The 18,552-nt window shown below is 60.3% G+C and carries 19 protein-coding genes; 8 read left to right on the top strand and 11 right to left on the bottom strand.

The window, feature by feature from the left end; genetic code table 11:
• Positions 1–13: 13 nt before the first annotated feature.
• Entirely contained in the window at positions 14–595 is a 582-nt protein-coding gene (locus tag K5K95_RS15340) for a DJ-1/PfpI family protein (RefSeq protein WP_090181073.1), read from the bottom strand.
• 267 nt (positions 596–862) lie between these two features.
• Between K5K95_RS15340 and K5K95_RS15335 the strand changes: the two genes are divergently transcribed.
• Positions 863–1,768 (top strand): DMT family transporter, encoded by a 906-nt coding sequence (locus K5K95_RS15335; protein ID WP_222590106.1) that lies wholly within the window; start codon positions 863–865, stop codon positions 1,766–1,768.
• A gap of 60 nt (positions 1,769–1,828) precedes the next feature.
• Here the strand turns inward: K5K95_RS15335 and K5K95_RS15330 are convergent, their stop codons facing one another.
• From K5K95_RS15330 to K5K95_RS15315, 4 genes are all read right to left on the bottom strand, one after another.
• Positions 1,829–3,043, bottom strand: coding sequence for a class I SAM-dependent methyltransferase (locus K5K95_RS15330; RefSeq protein ID WP_222590105.1), 1,215 nt, complete (start codon positions 3,041–3,043; stop codon positions 1,829–1,831).
• Positions 3,044–3,259: 216 nt separating this feature from the next.
• Positions 3,260–3,877 (bottom strand): TPM domain-containing protein, encoded by a 618-nt coding sequence (locus K5K95_RS15325; protein ID WP_222590104.1) that lies wholly within the window; start codon positions 3,875–3,877, stop codon positions 3,260–3,262.
• Between the two features lie 31 nt (positions 3,878–3,908).
• Positions 3,909–4,664 (bottom strand): TPM domain-containing protein, encoded by a 756-nt coding sequence (locus tag K5K95_RS15320; protein ID WP_222590103.1) that lies wholly within the window; start codon positions 4,662–4,664, stop codon positions 3,909–3,911.
• A 43-nt stretch (positions 4,665–4,707) separates the two neighbouring features.
• On the bottom strand, positions 4,708–5,319 hold the full coding sequence (locus K5K95_RS15315; RefSeq protein WP_222590102.1) for a LemA family protein: 612 nt from the start codon (positions 5,317–5,319) through the stop codon (positions 4,708–4,710).
• A gap of 237 nt (positions 5,320–5,556) precedes the next feature.
• Between K5K95_RS15315 and bglX the strand changes: the two genes are divergently transcribed.
• Positions 5,557–7,848 carry a beta-glucosidase BglX gene (gene bglX / locus K5K95_RS15310; RefSeq protein WP_222590101.1) on the top strand — a complete coding sequence of 764 codons (2,292 nt, stop codon included), beginning with the start codon at positions 5,557–5,559 and terminating at the stop codon, positions 7,846–7,848.
• Between the two features lie 132 nt (positions 7,849–7,980).
• On the opposite strand, the gene K5K95_RS15305 is transcribed toward bglX, so the two are convergent.
• From K5K95_RS15305 to K5K95_RS15285, 5 genes are all read right to left on the bottom strand, one after another.
• Positions 7,981–9,138, bottom strand: a complete 1,158-nt coding sequence (locus K5K95_RS15305) for a phospholipase D-like domain-containing protein (protein WP_222590100.1) — start codon at positions 9,136–9,138, stop codon at positions 7,981–7,983.
• Position 9,139: 1 nt separating this feature from the next.
• Complete coding sequence (locus tag K5K95_RS15300; RefSeq protein ID WP_222590099.1) at positions 9,140–9,730, bottom strand: YceI family protein; 591 nt, start codon at positions 9,728–9,730, stop codon at positions 9,140–9,142.
• A 171-nt stretch (positions 9,731–9,901) separates the two neighbouring features.
• Positions 9,902–10,225: an amidase gene (locus tag K5K95_RS15295; RefSeq protein ID WP_222590098.1), complete on the bottom strand. Its 324-nt coding sequence runs from the start codon at positions 10,223–10,225 to the stop codon at positions 9,902–9,904.
• Positions 10,222–11,316, bottom strand: coding sequence for a serine hydrolase domain-containing protein (locus K5K95_RS15290; protein WP_222590097.1), 1,095 nt, complete (start codon positions 11,314–11,316; stop codon positions 10,222–10,224). Before K5K95_RS15290 ends, K5K95_RS15295 begins: the two co-directional genes overlap by 4 nt.
• Before the next feature lie 156 nt (positions 11,317–11,472).
• The gene (locus tag K5K95_RS15285; RefSeq protein WP_222590096.1) at positions 11,473–12,351 is read right to left on the bottom strand and encodes an acyl-CoA dehydrogenase family protein; all 879 of its coding nucleotides are present in this window, start codon (positions 12,349–12,351) and stop codon (positions 11,473–11,475) included.
• A 154-nt stretch (positions 12,352–12,505) separates the two neighbouring features.
• Between K5K95_RS15285 and olsB the strand changes: the two genes are divergently transcribed.
• Both olsB and K5K95_RS15275 read left to right on the top strand, forming a co-directional pair.
• On the top strand, positions 12,506–13,261 hold the full coding sequence (olsB, locus tag K5K95_RS15280) for an L-ornithine N(alpha)-acyltransferase (RefSeq protein ID WP_222590095.1): 756 nt from the start codon (positions 12,506–12,508) through the stop codon (positions 13,259–13,261).
• Positions 13,261–14,052 (top strand): lysophospholipid acyltransferase family protein, encoded by a 792-nt coding sequence (locus K5K95_RS15275; RefSeq protein ID WP_222590094.1) that lies wholly within the window; start codon positions 13,261–13,263, stop codon positions 14,050–14,052. Before olsB ends, K5K95_RS15275 begins: the two co-directional genes overlap by 1 nt.
• A 107-nt stretch (positions 14,053–14,159) precedes the next feature.
• On the opposite strand, the gene K5K95_RS15270 is transcribed toward K5K95_RS15275, so the two are convergent.
• On the bottom strand, positions 14,160–14,738 hold the full coding sequence (locus tag K5K95_RS15270; protein ID WP_222590093.1) for an ACP phosphodiesterase: 579 nt from the start codon (positions 14,736–14,738) through the stop codon (positions 14,160–14,162).
• 170 nt (positions 14,739–14,908) lie between these two features.
• On the opposite strand from K5K95_RS15270, the gene K5K95_RS15265 reads away from it, so the two are divergent.
• The 4 genes from K5K95_RS15265 to K5K95_RS15250 all read left to right on the top strand — a co-directional run bounded on the left by K5K95_RS15265 (position 14,909) and on the right by K5K95_RS15250 (position 18,438).
• Positions 14,909–15,211 carry an ArsR/SmtB family transcription factor gene (locus tag K5K95_RS15265; protein WP_090181020.1) on the top strand — a complete coding sequence of 101 codons (303 nt, stop codon included), beginning with the start codon at positions 14,909–14,911 and terminating at the stop codon, positions 15,209–15,211.
• 93 nt (positions 15,212–15,304) lie between these two features.
• Positions 15,305–16,471 (top strand): MFS transporter, encoded by a 1,167-nt coding sequence (locus tag K5K95_RS15260; RefSeq protein WP_222590092.1) that lies wholly within the window; start codon positions 15,305–15,307, stop codon positions 16,469–16,471.
• Positions 16,472–16,501: 30 nt separating this feature from the next.
• Positions 16,502–17,551 carry an alkene reductase gene (locus tag K5K95_RS15255; RefSeq protein WP_222590091.1) on the top strand — a complete coding sequence of 350 codons (1,050 nt, stop codon included), beginning with the start codon at positions 16,502–16,504 and terminating at the stop codon, positions 17,549–17,551.
• A 227-nt stretch (positions 17,552–17,778) separates the two neighbouring features.
• Entirely contained in the window at positions 17,779–18,438 is a 660-nt protein-coding gene (locus K5K95_RS15250) for a hypothetical protein (RefSeq protein WP_222590090.1), read from the top strand.
• Positions 18,439–18,552: the final 114 nt, after the last annotated feature.

The raw sequence follows: 18,552 nt of genomic DNA, 5'->3' as shown, positions 1-18,552 counted from the left end.
CAAATGTCCCTCGTTACAGCGTGATTTTGGTACCCAGTAACCCGAGGAAACCAGCGAGCCAGCTCGGGTGCGCCGGCCAGGCCGGAGCAGTGGCCAGATTGCCTTGAACGTGACCTTCCGTCACCGGGATATCGATGAACGTGCCGCCGGCCAGTCGGACTTCCGGGGCACAGGCCGGGTAGGCGCTGCATTCACGACCTTCGAGAACACCGGCTGCGGCCAGCAGTTGCGCGCCGTGGCACACGGCCGCGATTGGTTTGCCGGCCTTGTCGAACGCGCGAACCAGTTCCAGGACTTTTTCGTTCAGGCGCAGGTATTCCGGCGCACGACCGCCGGGGATCAGCAGCGCGTCGTAATCGCCTTCAGCGACCTTGGCGAAATCGAAGTTCAGGGCGAACAGGTGGCCGGGTTTTTCGCTGTAGGTCTGGTCGCCTTCGAAGTCATGGATGGCTGTGCGCACGGTCTGGCCGGCGGATTTGTCCGGGCAAACAGCGTGCACCGTGTGGCCGACCATCAGCAGCGCCTGGAAAGGCACCATCACTTCGTAGTCTTCGACGTAATCGCCGACCAGCATCAGAATTTTCTTGGCAGCCATGGGGAGAACTCCTCTGGGGAAATGCTTAGGAGTATTCAAGGTAGTCCTTATCCGGGAGGTCGGGTAATAACCAGCTACTACCGAGTTATCGTTCATCGCGAGCCAGGCTCACTCCTACAGGGGAACGCATTTCAATGTGGGAGCGGGCTTGCCCGCGATGGCGTCCGAAAACTGTACGGATAACTCTGCGCCTAGCTGTAACAGCGCTACGCCCCCGGTTTATGGCTATATGGAGGCTCGTCCCGTCACCCTATTCTGGTCCTCATCATGTCCTCGCGCGAAAACACCGGCATGGCCCTCGGCCTGCTCGGGGTTGTGATCTTCAGCCTCACCCTGCCCTTCACACGGATCGTCGTGCAGGAACTCCATCCGCTGCTCAATGGCCTGGGCCGGGCGCTGTTCGCGGCGGTGCCGGCGGCGATGTTGCTGCTGTGGCGCCGGGAAAAATGGCCGACCTGGAAACAGGTCAAAGGCCTGACGCTGGTGATCGCCGGTGTAATCCTCGGTTTCCCGGTGTTGTCAGCCTGGGCGATGCAAACCTTGCCGGCCTCCCACGGCGCGCTGGTCAACGGTTTGCAGCCGTTATGCGTCGCGCTGTACGCCGCGTGGCTGTCCCACGAACGACCGTCGAAAGCCTTCTGGGCCTGCGCCGCGCTGGGCAGTGCGTTGGTGCTCGGTTATGCGTTGATCAGCGGGGCCGGCAGTATTCAGGCCGGTGATTTGCTGATGCTCGGGGCGATTGCCGTGGGCGGCCTGGGTTACGCCGAGGGCGGCCGGTTGGCCAAGGAAATGGGCGGCTGGCAGGTGATCTGCTGGGCGCTGGTGCTGTCGACGCCGTTGTTGATCGGGCCGGTGGTGTATTTGGCGCTGCAACATCAGGGCGCGATTTCGGCCAAGACCTGGTGGGCGTTCGGCTACGTCTCGCTGTTTTCGCAGTTCATCGGGTTCTTTGCCTGGTATGCCGGGCTGGCGATGGGCGGCATCGCCAGGGTCAGTCAGATCCAGTTACTGCAGATCTTCTTCACCATCGCCTTTTCGGCGTTGTTCTTCGGTGAACACATCGAGCCGATCACTTGGCTGTTTGCGGCCGGGGTGATCGTCACGGTGATGCTGGGGCGCAAGACCGCCATCAAACCCCATGTGGGAGCGGGCTTGCTCGCGAAGGCGGACTAACAGCCAACGCAGATGTTGAATGTTAGGGCCCCTTCGCGAGCAAGCCCGCTCCCACAGGGGTCAGAGGTAGCCGTCGGCTCGCAGCAGGGTTTCGAGGCAATGTTCGCTGATGTGGTAGAAATCCTTCAGTTCCTGAATCTTCACCAGCAGCTGGGCCGGGTCCACCGGCTCGGCGCGTTTGACCGCCAGGATCATTTTGTTCTTGTTGGTGTGGTCCAGTGAAATGAACTCGAACACCTTGGTCTCGTAACCACAGGCTTCCAGGAACAGCGCGCGCAAACTGTCGGTGACCATTTCCGCCTGCTGGCCCAAATGCAGACCGTATTGCAGCATCGGCTTGAGCAGCGCCGGGCTCTGAATTTGCAGGCGGATCTGTTTGTGGCAGCACGGCGAACACATGATAATTGAAGCGCCGGAACGGATGCCGGTGTGAATCGCATAGTCGGTGGCGATGTCGCAGGCGTGCAGCGCGATCATCACGTCCAGCTCGCTCGGCGCCACGCTGCGCACATCGCCGCATTTGAACACCAGCCCCGGGTGCTCAAGTTTTGCCGCGGCGGCATTGCACAGGTTGACCATTTCCTCGCGCAACTCGACACCGGTCACCACGGCTTCGGCGTTCAAGGTGTTGCGCAGGTAGTCGTGAATCGCGAACGTCAGGTAACCCTTGCCCGAACCGAAGTCCGCCACCTGCACCGGTTTGTCCAGCGCCAGCGGTGAAGTGGTCAGCGCATGGCTGAAGACTTCGATGAACTTGTTGATCTGCTTCCACTTGCGCGACATCGCCGGGATCAGCTCGTGTTTGCTGTTCGTCACGCCCAGGTCGGCGAGGAACGGACGGCTCAGATCCAGAAAGCGGTTTTTCTCGCGGTTGTGTTCGGCGGACGGCACTTCACGCAATTGCTGAGGTTTGCTCTTGAACAGTGAAGATTTGCCCTTTTTGCTGTATTCGAGCTGGGCTTCATCCGTTAGCGAGAGTAAATGCGCATTTTTGAACGAGGCCGGCAGCAACGCGGCGACGGTCGCCACGCCCTCGGCAATCGGCAGGTTCTTGGTGATGTCGCGCGTCTTGTAGCGGTAGACAAAGGACAGGCAAGGCTGATCCTTGACGGTGAGCTGCTTGATGATCAGCCGCTGCAAGTCGGCTTCGGTGCCGACGTACTTGGCCAGGACCAGTTTGATGAAGGCGTTCTGGTCGAGGCTGGTTTGCAACAAGTCGATGAACTGGGCGTGGTGATCCGGCGCGAGGCTGGCGGGAATGGCGGTGACAGACATGGAAAAACGGCCTCGGACGGTGCGAATCGGGGAATGGCGGGTATTTTAGGGGGGATGGGGATCGAGGGCACGGCTAATTTCCCGAACGGTGCGATCTGTAGATCTAGCGCGGCCCTGTGGGAGCGAGCCTGCTCGCGATAGCGGTGTATCAGCCAACATTGATGGCGACTGAAACACCGCTATCGCGGGCAAGCCCGCTGCAACATGGGATCAGCGTTAGCCTAAAACCACCAACCGGTTCGGCAATTCATTGCGCACCTGGGTCACCGGCACATGCACTTTCAGCAATTCGCCGCAGGCTTCCACACACGTCACAAAACCCTGCAAGGTCTGTCCCTGCTTAACCTGCTCGGTGAACGCCGCGACAATCGCGTCCCAGTTCTTGTTGTCCAGCCGCTTGGAAATCCCTTCATCCACCAGGATCTCCACGTAACGTTCGGCCTCGCAAACGAAGATCAGTATCCCGGTGCTGCCGACTGTGTGGTGCAGGTTTTGCTCCAGGAATTGCCGGCGCGCCAGGTTGGACGCGCGCCAATGCCGCACCGAACGCGGGACCAGATGCGTGGTGACGCGGGGAAGACGAAACACCAGGCACAGCACGATAAAGGCGATCCACTGCACCAGCAGCAAACTGTGCAGGGTCAACCAGCCGGTAAGGTAATGCACGATGCCCGGCACCATCAGCGCCAGCAGGCTGGCCCACAGCAGCGGGATGTACGCATAGTCGTCGGCGCGGGCCGCGAGCACGGTCACCAGTTCCGCGTCGGTGTCGCGCTCGACCCGGGCAATCGCCTCGGCGACTTTGCGTTGTTCGTGTTCAGTCAGTAATGCCATGTTTTTGAATGCCTGCTCGCTATTGTTTTTATCACCAGCCGCCCGACGAACCGCCGCCCCCGAAACTGCCACCGCCGCCGCTGAAGCCCCCGCCTCCACCGCCGCCGCCAAATCCTCCGCCGCCGAAACCGCCTCCCGAGCTGCCGCGACCGCCGCCACCACTGGGCAGGATGCCAAGCATCTGGCAGACGAAAATCGTCAGGATGAACAGCATCACCAGAAACACGAATACGCCCGGGTGACGCGACACGAAGTCGCTGCTCTCGTCGCCTCGCGGTTCATACACCGTCGACGGTTCGTCCAGTGGATTGCCGCGCAGCACCACCAGCATCGCCGCGACCCCGTCGCTGATGCCTTTGCTGAAGTTGCCGGTCTTGAACGCAGGCGTGATCACCTGATTGATGATCACCGAACTCTGCGCATCGGTCAGCCGGTCTTCCAGGCCATAACCGACTTCGATCCGCAACTTGCGTTCATCGCGCGCAACGATCAGCAATGCGCCGTTGTTCTTGTCCTTCTGGCCGATACCCCAGGCTCGACCGAGTTGATAACCAAAGTCCGCAATGTCGGTGCCCTGCAGGTTCGGCAATGTCACCACCACCAACTGCTCGCCGGTGGCTTTTTCGTGGGCCTGAAGCTGTTGCGTCAGCTGCTCGCGCACCGCCGGCTCGATCATCTGTGCGTTATCGACCACCCGCCCGGTCAACTCCGGAAATTTCAATTCGGCCTGGGCCGTCAGGGCAAACACCCAGAGCAACAGCACCAGGCCCACTTTCAACACGCGCATTGGCAACCTCATCCGTGGTGACGCTTGGACCCTGTCCCGGTACTTACTGGAACTTCACTTCAGGCGCTTTTTCGGCACCGGGGCTGGTGGCTTCGAAGGTTTCGCGAATCGGCAAATCGCTGTACAGCACGGTGTGCCAGAGACGCCCCGGAAAGGTGCGGATTTCGGTGTTGTACTTCTGCACCGCGAGGATGAAGTCGCGACGCGCCACGGCGATGCGGTTCTCGGTGCCTTCAAGCTGCGACTGCAACGCCAGGAAGTTCTGGTTGGCCTTGAGGTCCGGGTAACGTTCGGACACCACCATCAAACGGCTCAGGGCACCAGTCAGTTGATCCTGCGCCTGCTGGAACTGCTTGAGTTTCTCTGGATTGTCCAGCGTGTTGGCGTCCACCTGGATCGAGGTGGCCTTGGCCCGGGCTTCGATCACCGCGGTCAGGGTCTCTTCCTCGTGCTTGGCGTAGCCCTTGACGGTCTCCACCAGATTGGGAATCAGGTCGGCGCGGCGCTGATACTGGTTCTGTACCTGGCCCCAGGCCGCCTTCGCCTGTTCATCCAGGGTCGGAATATTGTTGATGCCGCAACCGGCCAACAGCGTGGTCAGCAACATCAAGGCTGCCATCTGCAGGCTCGACCGATAGTGGTGTCGTACATTCATCTGGTTGACGCTCCCTTGCACATTCCGTTGATAAGCAACCTGCAACCCTCTGACCGGAATCTTGGGGCATAATCTGCCGCCGCCACTGGATTGCATCGAGCCAATGGGCTAAAAGATGCCCCAGCGCTAAAACACGACAGAAGTGTGCTGCATTTACCTGAACAACAATAGTCGCTCCCTAAATTTTGGCTGACCGGCGCGTATTCACTGCCGTTTAGGCCTTTGAGAAAACTATTCATGAAGAAGCTGTGTTTGCTGGGCCTGTTCGTCAGTCTGGCCAGTCATACCGTATTGGCCGCCACGACGCCCGCACCTCTGGAGAACAAGGACGCCTTCATCAGCAACCTGATGAAGCAGATGACCCTCGATGAAAAGATCGGCCAGCTGCGCCTGATCAGCATCGGTCCGGAAATGCCACGGGAATTGATCCGCAAGGAAATCGCCGCCGGCAATATCGGCGGCACGTTCAACTCGATCACCCGCCCGGAAAACCGTCCGATGCAGGACGCGGCCATGCGCAGCCGGTTGAAGATCCCGATGTTCTTCGCCTATGACGTGATCCACGGTCACCGCACCATTTTCCCGATCCCGCTGGCCCTGGCCTCGAGCTGGGACATGGACGCCATCGGCCTGTCCGGGCGCATCGCCGCCAAGGAAGCAGCGGCTGACAGCCTCGACATTACCTTTGCGCCGATGGTCGACATCTCCCGCGATCCGCGCTGGGGCCGCACCTCAGAAGGCTTTGGCGAAGACACTTACCTGGTCTCGCGCATTGCCGGCGTCATGGTCCGGGCCTTCCAGGGCACGGGCGCGAACGCAGCCGACAGCATCATGGCCAGCGTCAAGCACTTTGCCTTGTACGGCGCAGTCGAGGGCGGTCGCGACTACAACGTCGTCGACATGAGCCCGGTCAAGATGTACCAGGATTACCTGCCACCGTACCGCGCCGCCATCGACGCCGGTGCGGGTGGGGTGATGGTTGCACTGAACTCGATCAATGGCGTGCCGGCCACGGCCAACACTTGGTTGATGAACGACCTGTTGCGCAAGGAATGGGGCTTCAAAGGCCTGGCGGTCAGTGACCACGGGGCGATTTTCGAGCTGATCAAGCACGGCGTGGCCCGTGACGGTCGCGAAGCCGCGAAACTGGCGATCAAGGCCGGCATCGACATGAGCATGAACGACACCCTGTACGGCAAAGAGCTGCCGGGGCTGTTGAAGGCTGGCGAGATCGAACAGAAAGACATCGATAACGCCGTGCGTGAAGTGCTCGCGGCCAAGTACGACATGGGCCTGTTCAAGGACCCGTACCTGCGCATCGGCAAGGCTGAGGATGATCCGGCCGACACTTACGCCGAAAGCCGCCTGCACCGCGCCGAGGCACGTGACGTCGCGCGCCGCAGCATGGTGTTGCTGAAGAACCAGGGCGAAACCCTGCCGCTGAAGAAAACCGCGAAAATCGCGCTGGTCGGTCCGTTGGCCAAGGCGCCAATCGACATGATGGGCAGCTGGGCCGCTGCCGGTAAACCCGCGCAATCGGTGACGCTGTTTGATGGCATGAACGCCGCTGTGGCCGACAAGGCGACGCTGATCTATGCCCGTGGCGCCAACATCACCAGCGACAAGAAGGTGCTCGATTACCTCAATTTCCTCAACTTCGATGCCCCGGAAGTGGTGGACGATCCGCGCCCGGCACAAGTGCTGATCGACGAAGCGGTGAAAGCCGCGAAGGATGCCGATGTGGTGGTGGCAGCGGTCGGTGAGTCCCGTGGCATGTCCCACGAATCGTCGAGCCGCACCGATATCAACATTCCGGCCAACCAGCGCGAGCTGATCAAGGCCTTGAAAGCCACCGGCAAACCGCTGGTGCTGGTGTTGATGAACGGCCGTCCACTGACGATTCTCGAAGAGAAAGACCAGGCCGACGCGATTCTGGAAACCTGGTTCAGCGGCACCGAAGGCGGCAACGCCATCGCTGATGTGTTGTTCGGCGACTACAACCCGTCGGGCAAACTGCCGATCACCTTCCCGCGTTCGGTAGGTCAGATTCCGACCTACTACAACCACCTGAGCATTGGCCGGCCGTTCACGCCGGGCAAACCGGGCAACTACACCTCGCAGTATTTCGATGACACCACTGGCCCGCTGTTCCCGTTCGGTTTCGGCTTGAGCTACACCGATTTCAGCCTGAGCGACATGGCCCTGTCGTCGACCACGCTGAACAAGACCGGCAAGCTGGACGCCAGCGTCATGGTGAAAAATACCGGCAAGCGTGACGGCGAAACCGTGGTGCAGTTGTACATCCAGGACGTGACCGGCTCGATGATCCGGCCGCTGAAGGAATTGAAGAACTTCCAGAAAGTGATGTTGAAAGCCGGCGAGCAGAAAGTCGTGCACTTCACCATCACTGAAGACGACCTGAAGTTCTTCAACACCCAGCTCAAGTACGCCGCTGAACCTGGCAAGTTCAACGTGCAGATCGGCCTGGATTCCGAGAACGTGACGCAGCAGAGCTTCGAATTGCTGTAATCCTGACACACCGCAATAAACCTGTGGGAGCGAGCCTGCTCGCGATGAGGCCATAACATTCAGCATCTATGTTGACTGTCAGGCCGCCATCGCGAGCAGGCTCGCTCCCACAGTTGTTTTTTGGTCTGACGACTATCCCCGTCGATCCAGCAGATTCACCACCAACCGATCCACCCATCCCCAAATCCTTTGCTTCACCCGCCGCCACAGTGGCCGGCGTTGCCATGCCTCCAGGCTGACTTCCTGGCTCTGCATGAAATCCTTCTCGAAACTCGCCACCACCGCTTGCGTCAATGCGGGGTCCAGCGCCTCAAGGTTGGCTTCCAGGTTGAAGCGCAGATTCCAGTGATCGAAATTGCACGAGCCAATGCTCACCCAATCATCGATCAACACCATTTTCAGGTGCAGGAAACACGGCTGGTATTCGAAAATCTGCACCCCGGACTTGAGCAGCCGCGGGTAGTAGCGGTGCCCGGCGTAGCGCACCGACGGATGATCGGTGCGCGGCCCGGTCAGCAGCAGGCGCACATCGACGCCTCGCCCCGCCGCCCGGCGCAACGAGCGACGGACTTTCCAGGTGGGCAGGAAATACGGCGTGGCCAGCCAGATCCGCTGCTGCCCGCTGTTCAGCGCACGGACCAGTGATTGCAGAATGTCGCGGTGTTGACGGGCGTCGGCATATGCCACCCGGCCCATGCCCTCGCCCGTTGACGGTACACGCGGCAGTCGCGGCAAGCCGAAGTGCGAGGCCGGCTTCCAGGCGCGGCGATGACGGTTGGCAATCCACTGGCGGTCGAACAGCAACTGCCAGTCGATCACCAGCGGACCGGTGATTTCCACCATCACTTCGTGCCATTCGCTGGTGTCTTCGCCCGGCGTCCAGAACTCATCGGTGACCCCGGTGCCGCCGACCACCGCCAGGCTTTGATCGACCAACAGCAGTTTGCGGTGATCGCGATAGAAATTGCCGACCCAGCGGCGCCAGCTCAGGCGATTGTAGAAACGCAGTTCCACGCCCGCCGCCGTCAGGCGCTGCCGCAAGGTCAGAGTGAAGGCGAGGCTGCCGTAATCATCGAACAGGCAACGCACCCGCACGCCGCGTTCGGCGGCCAGGACCAACGCCTGAACCATCGCCTCGGCACAGGCACCCGCCTCCACCAGGTACAGCTCCAGTTCAACCTGCTCCTGGGCACGGGCAATCGCGACCAGCATACGTGGGAAAAACTGCGGCCCATCGATCAGCAGCTCAAAGTGGTTGCCTTCACGCCACGGGAAAATTGCGCCGGCCATGTCAGCGCGCCGTGAAAATCAGTACCGCACCCACCGGCACTGACAGACTGATGGCCGACAGGCCGGCGAGCTTGCGCAAATTTTCCAGCCCGGGGGCCAGGTCGAAGTCTTCAGCGTTGATCACCAACGGCTCCAGGGTCACCACCTGAAAGCGCCGGTCATCAAGACGGGTCGCCAGCAGTTCGGCGTTGTAGGGATGTTGTTTGCCATGCAGATTGACGGTCACCGGTAACCGCAACTCCAGTTGTGCGCCGGGAGCGAGGTCGTTGATCGGGCGCAGATCGATCTGCGCGGTGATCAGCGCCTCGGGGAAGGTCTTGATCTCGAACAGCTCCTTGCGCATCCGCTCATCACGCAACGGGATGCCGCTGTTCACCGAGTCCATCTCGATTTCCACCTCGGCCACGCCTTTGGAATCGACCTTGCCGTGCAGTACCAGAAAGCGCTGCACTTCGGAGATGTTGGCGTTTTTGGTGCTGATGAACGACAGCCGCGAAGACTCTCCGTCCAGATACCAATCAGCCTGGGCCGACAGCGAAGCGCCGGCCAGCAGCGCGAAGGCGAGGGTTTTGCAGAAGGAGCGGTTGAACATAGAGACTCGTGTGCCGATAAACCTGCACGAACCTTAACCGCCCGTGGGCCAATTGCAAGGCTTCGTGTTGCCGTGCACCGCGCCGGCGCTGAGTAATTCGTCGCGCTCGGCATCAGATAACTGCGCTTGGCGTGAGGACAATCGAATGGGCTTCGACTGTGTGAAACCTGTTCAGGGATTCAGGCGACAGCCCTGGTGTTCGCCAACCCAAACGGCGCTATTGCTGCGGCCCATGCCGCTGACCGTCACGCGTTTGCCGGCGGGGTCATCGGTAAAGCCGCTGGTCGGCAACCATTGCTTCACGTAGCCATGGCAATACTCGGCGGCGTTATTCATCACGTACCGGCACGAGCAATATTCCTTCGCGGTGTAGGCGCTGATGATGTCGGGAAACGCCGACAACGCCACTCGCTCGTGCCAGCCCCAGCCGAACACGGCGATTAGCAGCACCAGCAACAACGTGCTGAACGGTCGGCGGCGAACAACACGGTTCATGGCTGCACCTTCCCGGCAAAGGCCTTGATCGCGAGCTTGAGCAATTCGTTGTGTTGGTAACTGTCGTCGCGATCATCGCCGTAGCGCACGATCACCAGGTGTTCGCTGGGAATCACGTACATCGCCTGGCCCCAATGGCCCAGTGCGGCGAAGGTATCGTCGGGGGCATCGGGCCAGGGCCTGGGCGCGCCATCCGCTGCGCGATTGAGCCACCACTGCCCACCGGGCACCGTGTCATCCTGATGGGCACGATAGTGCGCGAAAGGTTCGCGGTTGAAGGCGACCCAGTCTTTGGGCAGCAGTTGTCGGTCCCGCCAGCGACCGTCGCGCGCCATCAACCAACCGATCCGCGCCAGGTCGCGGGCGGTGAGGTAGGCGTAGGACGAGGCGACAAAAGTGCCCGTGGCGTCCGTTTCCCAGACGGCCTTGCGGATCCCCAGCGGCTCAAACAGTGCGGTCCACGGATAGTCCGCATAACGTGCCGGGCCGACAATGTTTTTCAGTGCGGCGGCCAACAGGTTGCTGTCACCGCTGGAGTAACGAAATGCCTGCCCCGGCTGGGCGTACTCCTCGTGGCCAGCGGTAAACGCAGCCATGTCCTGATGACCCCGGGTGTAGAGCATGGCCACCACCGAGGACTTCAACGGGGCGTATTCATAGGCTTCCTGCCAGTCCAGCCCTGAAGCCCAATGCAGCAGGTCAGCCATGGTGATTGCCGGGTGTTTTTGCAGTGGCGGATAAAATTTCAGCGCCGGGTCATCGAGCTTGAACAGGCCCTCGCCATAAGCAACACCGAGGACCGTGGCCATCAGGCTTTTGCTGATCGACCAGGTCAGGTGCGGCGTTTGGGCCGTGGTCGGCCCGGCGTAGCGTTCGTAAATCAATTGGCCGTCGCGGATCACCAGCAAGGCATCGGTGCGGATGCCCTTTCGAGTGGCGTCATCGCGAGGTGGGAAGGTGTAGGTTTCCAGGGATTGAAGCGCCGGTCCGGAAATTGCCGGAGCGGTCGACCATTGCTCGGCGGGCCAGTTTTCGGCTTGGGCGGTGAGGCTGAGCAGGAGCAGGAAAAACAGGGACAAGCCTTTGGACATGGCAGGGGCTCGGCGGGGTTATCCTGCTGAGCCTAGTTGAGGTTGATGACAGTTCGAGAATTTGTGTCGCTCTTGCGGCCGCCATCGCGGGCAAGCCCGCTCCCACAGGGGAATGCATTTCAAATGTGGGAGCGAGCTTGCTCGCGATGACGTCCGTCAATTCGCCGCGAGCGCCTTGGCCAACCGCTTGCCCCGCGCACCTGCCGCCAGATCCATCACGGCCTGGTCCCGCTGCCACATCGCCGCCCAATGCTGCGGCCCCTCGGCCAGCGCCTGATTGATCTCAGCCTTGAGCCCGTCGAACTGCGCAAACAATCCCCCCAGCAATATATGCCCCACCGGATTGTTCGGCGCCTGCCGACTGACTTCAGCGCACCCGGCCAGCAGCGCCAGCAAACGCAATTGCAAGGCCTGCGGCCAGGCGCTGTCGTGACCGACGCCATACAGCCACGCCGTCATCGCGCTCAGCACATAAATGTCTTCCAGCGTGCGGAACGGTTTGACGTAGGCATCCCAGCCATCCCCCGCCAGCAATTCGCACAGTGCGTTGTCCAGAAACAAGCGACCGTGACTGATGTCCGGCATCAGCGGGATCGCCGGCAGTTTTTCCACACGCACGCCCGGTTCACCGGGATAGACCACCGCCAGACTCAGGCGCGCAGTTTCACCGGATTCTTCGCTGCGGGCAGCAACCAGCAGCCAGTCCGCCGCATCACCGGCGGTGACGAAATCCTTGCGTCCACTGACGCGCAAACCGCTCAGGCGCGTTTGCATGTCAGCGACTCGCAGGCTGCGCTGTTCGGTCGCGCACAACGCACCCAGGCTCGGCGGTGCGCTTGGCCAAAGCATGCGCAGCGCCGCCTGATAACCCACCAGAAACGCCAGCCCCGGCGTCGCCATCAACCGTCCGCCCACCGTCGCCAGTTCGAACGGCGTGACCGTGCCCAATTGATGCAACAACGTTGCGAAACCCTCCGCCAGGTCCGGATTCGCGGGTATTCGGTCGCGGCGGTCGAGCAGGTTTTGCCAGGGCATAAGAGGCTCCTTGGGGACTGTCATACAAGCATCACCAAAGCTTCATGGCGATGACACCGGGGCTACATAGCCTGACTTTGCACAACACGGCCGCATAAAGAAAGTCGATTGGCTCTAACCCAAGACGGGTGACCAGCCCGCACGGAGATTCGCAATGACTCAGATCGCCCGCATCAGCGACACCGGCAATGAACGCCGTCTGCAAGCCGAACGCCTGGTGGGCGCCGAGGCCTTGCAGGAAGCCCAGGCTTTGCGCTTCAACGTGTTCAGCGGCGAATTCAACGCCAAGCTTAAAGGCGCCGAACTGGGGCTGGACATGGATGATTATGATGTTCACTGCGCCCACATCGGCGTGCGTGACTTGAACACCGGCCGACTGGTGGCGACTACCCGCTTGCTCGATCACACGGCGGCCAGCAGCCTGGGCAAGTTCTACAGCGAAGAAGAATTCAGCCTGCATGGCCTGGTTCATCTGAAGGGTCCGATCCTGGAAATCGGCCGCACCTGCGTCGACCCGGCGTACCGCAACGGCGGCACCATCGCCGTGCTCTGGGGTGAACTGGCCGAAGTCCTCAATCAGGGCGGCTACAGCTATCTGATGGGTTGCGCGAGCATCCCGATGCAGGACGGCGGCATCCAGGCCCACGCGATAATGCAGCGCCTGCGCGAACGTTATCTGTGCACCGAACACCTGCGGGCCGAGCCGAAAAAACCGCTGCCCACTTTGGATATCCCGTCCAACGTCATCGCCGAAATGCCGCCGCTGCTCAAGGCCTACATGCGTCTGGGCGCAAAGATCTGCGGCGAGCCGTGCTGGGACGAAGATTTCCAGGTCGCCGACGTGTTCATCCTGCTCAAGCGCGACGAACTCTGCCCGCGTTACGCCAAGCACTTCAAGGCGGCCATGTGATGAGCCGCTTACGGGTGTACGCGCGAATTGCGCGAGTGCTGGTGGTGGTGGCGCTGGGGTTGAGCATGGCCGGTGTGTTCGGCTTGTTCGAGCGGCTGGGGATTGCTCATTCGATGGTGCGTCGCCAGCGCTGGTCGCGATTTTTCATGGCACGCCTGAGCAATGCCCTGCCCTTTCGCGTAACCGTCCACGGTGAACTGCCGAAGGCGCCGATGCTCTGGGTCAGCAACCACGTGTCCTGGACCGACATTCCGCTGCTTGGCATGCTCACGCCGCTGTCGTTTCTGTCCAAGGCCGAAGTGCGCACCTGGCCGGTCGCCGGCTGGTTGGCGGCCAAGGCGGGAAGTTTGTTCATACGTCGCGGTTCGGGTGACAGCCAGTTGATTCGCAAGCAGATGACCCGTCATCTGGAGCAACAACACCCGCTGCTAATGTTCCCGGAAGGCACCACCACTGATGGCCGCTCGTTGCGCACCTTCCACGGTCGCTTGCTGTCAGCGGCAATCGACTCCGAAGTGGCTCTGCAGCCCGTGGCCATTCGTTATCTGCGCAATGGTGAGCTCGATTCGCTGGCGCCGTTCATTGGCGATGATGATTTGCTCTCGCACCTGATGCGCCTGTTCGCCAATGATCGGGGTGAGGTGGAAATTCATCTGCTCAAGCCGATCGCCTGCGAAGGCCGCGAGCGTGCGGCGCTGGCGTTCGAGGCGCAGCAGGCGGTGCAAAAGGCGTTGTTTGGCGCGATACCGCAGGCGCAACCGGAACCACTGCGCCCCGCAATTGCCGCTTAAACACCTTTCCCTGTGGGAGCGAGCCTGCTCGCGATAGCGGTGTATCAGTCGACATCAGTGTTGGATGAAGGACCGCTATCGCGAGCAGGCTCACTCCCACAAGGGGTTTAGAGTGTTGGATAGTTCTGCGCGAAATCCTGAAGCTGTGGATAGAACAACCGAAAGTCCTCGCTCAACGGCTCATACAGCACTCGCAATTCCTGCATCGCCGCCGCCAGTTCCTCCGGCTTGGTCAGCCGCCGCGAAATCCCGCGCAATACCTGCTCCAGCACCTCGAACTCCCGGTAAGAACCCAACCAGTCATTGGCCATCATGTGCGGCGCGATCCGCGCCAGCCGTTCCGGCAACTGCGGCTCGGCCGACAGCACCCGATACACATCCGAAGTGAATAACTCCAGCGACTGATCGGCGTAAAGCGTCCAGTCCCGCGCCAGGCAATGGTCGAAAAACACATCGAGCACGATCCCGGCATAGCGCCGGCGCGTCATGGAAAACCGCGACAACGCAACGTCCACCAACGGATGGCGGTCGGTAAAGACATCGATGCTGCGATGCAACTGAATGGCCGCCTCGATTTCCGGATCGAACTGCCCTTGCAGCCGTCCTTTGACGAAGTCGCCATAAAGGCTGCCGAGCAGTTGACCGGGGCGCTGGCCACCGAGGTGCAAATGAGCGAGATAGTTCATGGGCGCAGCTTAGCATTGCCTCCCTGTACTTTTACACGCAGCGTATCGTTATAACTCGATATACCGAATTACGATCAGCTCAGAGCCAAATCGTATTTGTATATCGCGAAATACCGATTTAAAGTTCGCCCCATCGCGATATAGCGTTTTACTCATCACGAGCCCACACCATGACTCTCAATCTCGACGAAATAATAAAAGCCCTGGCGCACCCGGTACGGCGAGAAATCCTGCACTGGCTAAAAGACCCGGACGTCGAATTTCCCGACCAGTCCCACAGCCACGAGCACGGCGTCTGCGCCGGGCAGATCGATCAACGGTGTGGTTTGTCGCAGTCCACGGTGTCGGCCCACCTGGCGACCCTGCAACGCGCCGGTTTGATCAGCAGCCGCAAAGTCGGCCAATGGCACTTTTTCAAACGCAATGAGGAAACCATCCAGGAATTCCTCCGCACCTTCAGCAAAGAGCTCTGACCCTGCGGGGGTGTTCTCAATTGGTTTTCACGCAGCGCTGGGAAAACCAATTGAGAACGCCCCCCACGTCAGTCAGCCGACAAGGAATCGACAATGCCCCTCTCGCTACTCATCCTGGCCTTGAGTGCCTTCGCCATCGGCACCACCGAGTTCGTCATCATGGGCTTGCTGCCCGACGTGGCGACTGACCTCGGTGTGTCGATCCCCGGCGCCGGCTGGCTGGTGACCGGTTACGCCCTGGGCGTGGCCATCGGTGCGCCGTTCATGGCACTGGCCACCTCCAGACTGCCGCGCAAGGCCGCACTGGTCGCGTTGATGGGCATCTTCATCATTGGCAACTTGCTCTGTGCCCTGGCCACTGACTACAACGTGCTGATGTTTGCCCGTGTGGTCACCGCCCTTTGCCACGGTGCGTTTTTCGGTATCGGTTCGGTGGTGGCGGCAGGCCTGGTGCCCGCCAACAAACGTGCTTCGGCCGTGGCATTGATGTTCACCGGCCTGACCCTGGCCAACGTCCTTGGCGTTCCGCTGGGCACCGCGCTCGGTCAGCAAGCCGGCTGGCGCTCGACCTTCTGGGCAGTGACCGTGATTGGTGTGATCGCGTTGATCGGCCTGATCCGCTTCCTGCCGGCCAAGCGCGATGAAGAGAAACTCGACATGCGCGCCGAATTGCGCGCCCTCAAAGGCGCCGGCATCTGGTTGTCGTTGAGCATGACCGCGTTGTTTGCCGCGTCGGTGTTCACGCTGTTCACCTACGTTGCGCCGCTGCTGGGCGAAGTCACCGGTGTCTCGCCACGCGGCGTGACCTGGACCCTGATGCTCATCGGCCTGGGCCTGACGGTCGGCAACATCATCGGCGGCAAACTGGCCGATAAAGGCATGGCCGCGACGCTGATCGGCGTCTTCATCTCGATGGCCGTGATCTCCACCGTACTGACCTGGACCAGCATCGCGCTGATCCCGACCGAAATCACCCTGTTCCTCTGGGCCACCGCCTGTTTCGCCGCCGTGCCCGCACTGCAAGTGAACGTGGTGACCTACGGCAAGGCCGCGCCGAACCTGGTGTCGACCCTGAACATCGGCGCTTTCAACATCGGCAACGCACTCGGTGCCTGGGTCGGCGGCAGCGTCATCGCCCACGGCTATGGCTTGACCAGCGTTCCTCTCGCTGCAGCGGCGCTGGCGGTGCTCGCCCTGCTGGTGACCCTGATTACTTTCCGCCAGAGCGGCGATCCCGAACTGGCTCCTGCTACCCACTAAATAACCATTACCTCACGAGGGTTGTACTTCATGACGACTATTTTCGATCCAATCAAACTCGGTGATATCGAGCTGGCCAACCGCATCATCATGGCGCCGCTGACCCGCTGCCGCGCCGACGAAGGCCGTGTGCCGAACGCGCTGATGGCCGAATACTACGTACAACGTGCCTCGGCCGGCCTGATCCTCAGCGAAGCCACATCGGTCACGCCGATGGGCGTCGGCTACCCGGACACCCCGGGCATCTGGTCCAATGACCAGGTGCGTGGCTGGTCCAACGTGACCAAGGCGATCCACGGCGCGGGCGGCAAGATTTTCCTGCAACTGTGGCACGTTGGCCGGGTGTCCCACGAGTCGTACCTGAACGGTGAAGCACCTGTCGCACCGAGCGCCATCCAGCCCAAAGGGCATGTCAGCCTGGTGCGTCCATTGGCCGATTACCCAACTCCGCGTGCTCTGGAAACCGCTGAAATCGCCGACATCGTCGACGCTTATCGCACCGGTGCCGAGAACGCCAAGGCCGCCGGTTTCGATGGCGTGGAAATCCACGGCGCCAACGGTTACCTGCTCGACCAGTTCCTGCAAAGCAGCACCAACAAGCGCACCGACAACTACGGCGGCTCCCTGGAAAACCGCGCTCGCCTGTTGCTGGAAGTGACCGACGCCGCCATCGAAGTCTGGGGCGCCGGCCGCGTCGGTGTGCACCTGTCACCCCGCGCCGACTCCCACGACATGGGCGACGATAACCTGGCCGAGACGTTCACCTACGTCGCTCGCGAACTGGGTAAACGCGGCATCGCGTTCATTTGCTCACGTGAGAAAGAAGGCGCCGACAGCCTGGGTCCACAGCTCAAAGAAGCCTTTGGCGGTCCTTACATCGTCAACGAACGCTTCACCAAGGACAGCGCCAACGCCTGGCTGGCGAGCGGCAAGGCTGATGCGGTCGCCTTCGGCGTGCCATTCATTGCCAACCCGGACTTGCCGGCGCGCTTGAAGGCCGATGCGCCGCTGAATGAAGCGCGTCCTGAGTTGTTCTATGCCAAGGGGCCAGTCGGTTATATCGACTATCCAACGTTGTAAGTTCCACTCGCTGAAATCAAAAAGCCCCGACTCTCGCGAGCCGGGGCTTTTTAGTTTTACTGACTTACAGCAACTTCTTTATAAACTCAACCAACAACAACCCCTTCAATAAAACACATCAAGACACTATCCCTCGCTTTCGATATTCACCACTAACCTAGATACTCGCCATTCGACAAGCAACAACAAACTCCTGTTCTACAACACAATTATCGAAAGGAATCGACATGACCAATATTGAAAACATCAACAACGAAACTCCCGACGCTTACAGCGATATATTCTCCTTCTTCAGCGCTACGTCGATCGGCATTCTTTATCAGCTTTCACCGTTCCTGCTCAGCAAGGAAAATCAGGCGTTGCTGGATGATCTGGTGGGTAAGGCCAAGGTCGAACTGATTGGCTTTCTGGACCGGACGGAATCGAGGCTCGCCCTGGAACAACAGATCGAGCAGTGGCGAAACCAGAAGGCAGATCCGAAACAAACCCGGGTCATTATCAAGATCATCAACAATACTTCTCACACGTTCAATATGGCACAAACCAGTTTGCCGTTGCGCCAATCGGAGCGTGAGTCGTTCCAACTTAAACCACAAGAAGAAACAGCCTTCAAGTCGGAGTTTGCCTACACTTACGCGTACCCTTGGCCGAAAAACAAAATCATGTTCAACCAGTTTGTAGACTTCGGCGATAAGACGATCGGGGTGCGTTTTGATCTGGGCATGATTATGAACACTTCCTTCGGTGTGCTGACGCCAACACATAAACCGAGCGTAAAAAACACCGTCACTTCGATTGGCACCTCCCGGGTCAACTGTTCAACCAAAATCACCCACATGAGTGACGAGGCACCGTTTAACTTCGAGGTGGAAATCACCTTGGGCTGATGATTGCGAATACACCGTCCGGTTAACTGATTCAGCCAGGAGGTGCAGCGAGTGCTGACCTCCTGCGACTGAGGCGGTAAAACGGTTCAGCCGATTCATAACCGCGTCACAAAA

This window comes from Pseudomonas sp. DR48 (assembly GCF_019823085.1).
Classification (GTDB): domain Bacteria; phylum Pseudomonadota; class Gammaproteobacteria; order Pseudomonadales; family Pseudomonadaceae; genus Aquipseudomonas.
This window is presented reverse-complemented; position numbering and strand designations above follow the sequence as displayed.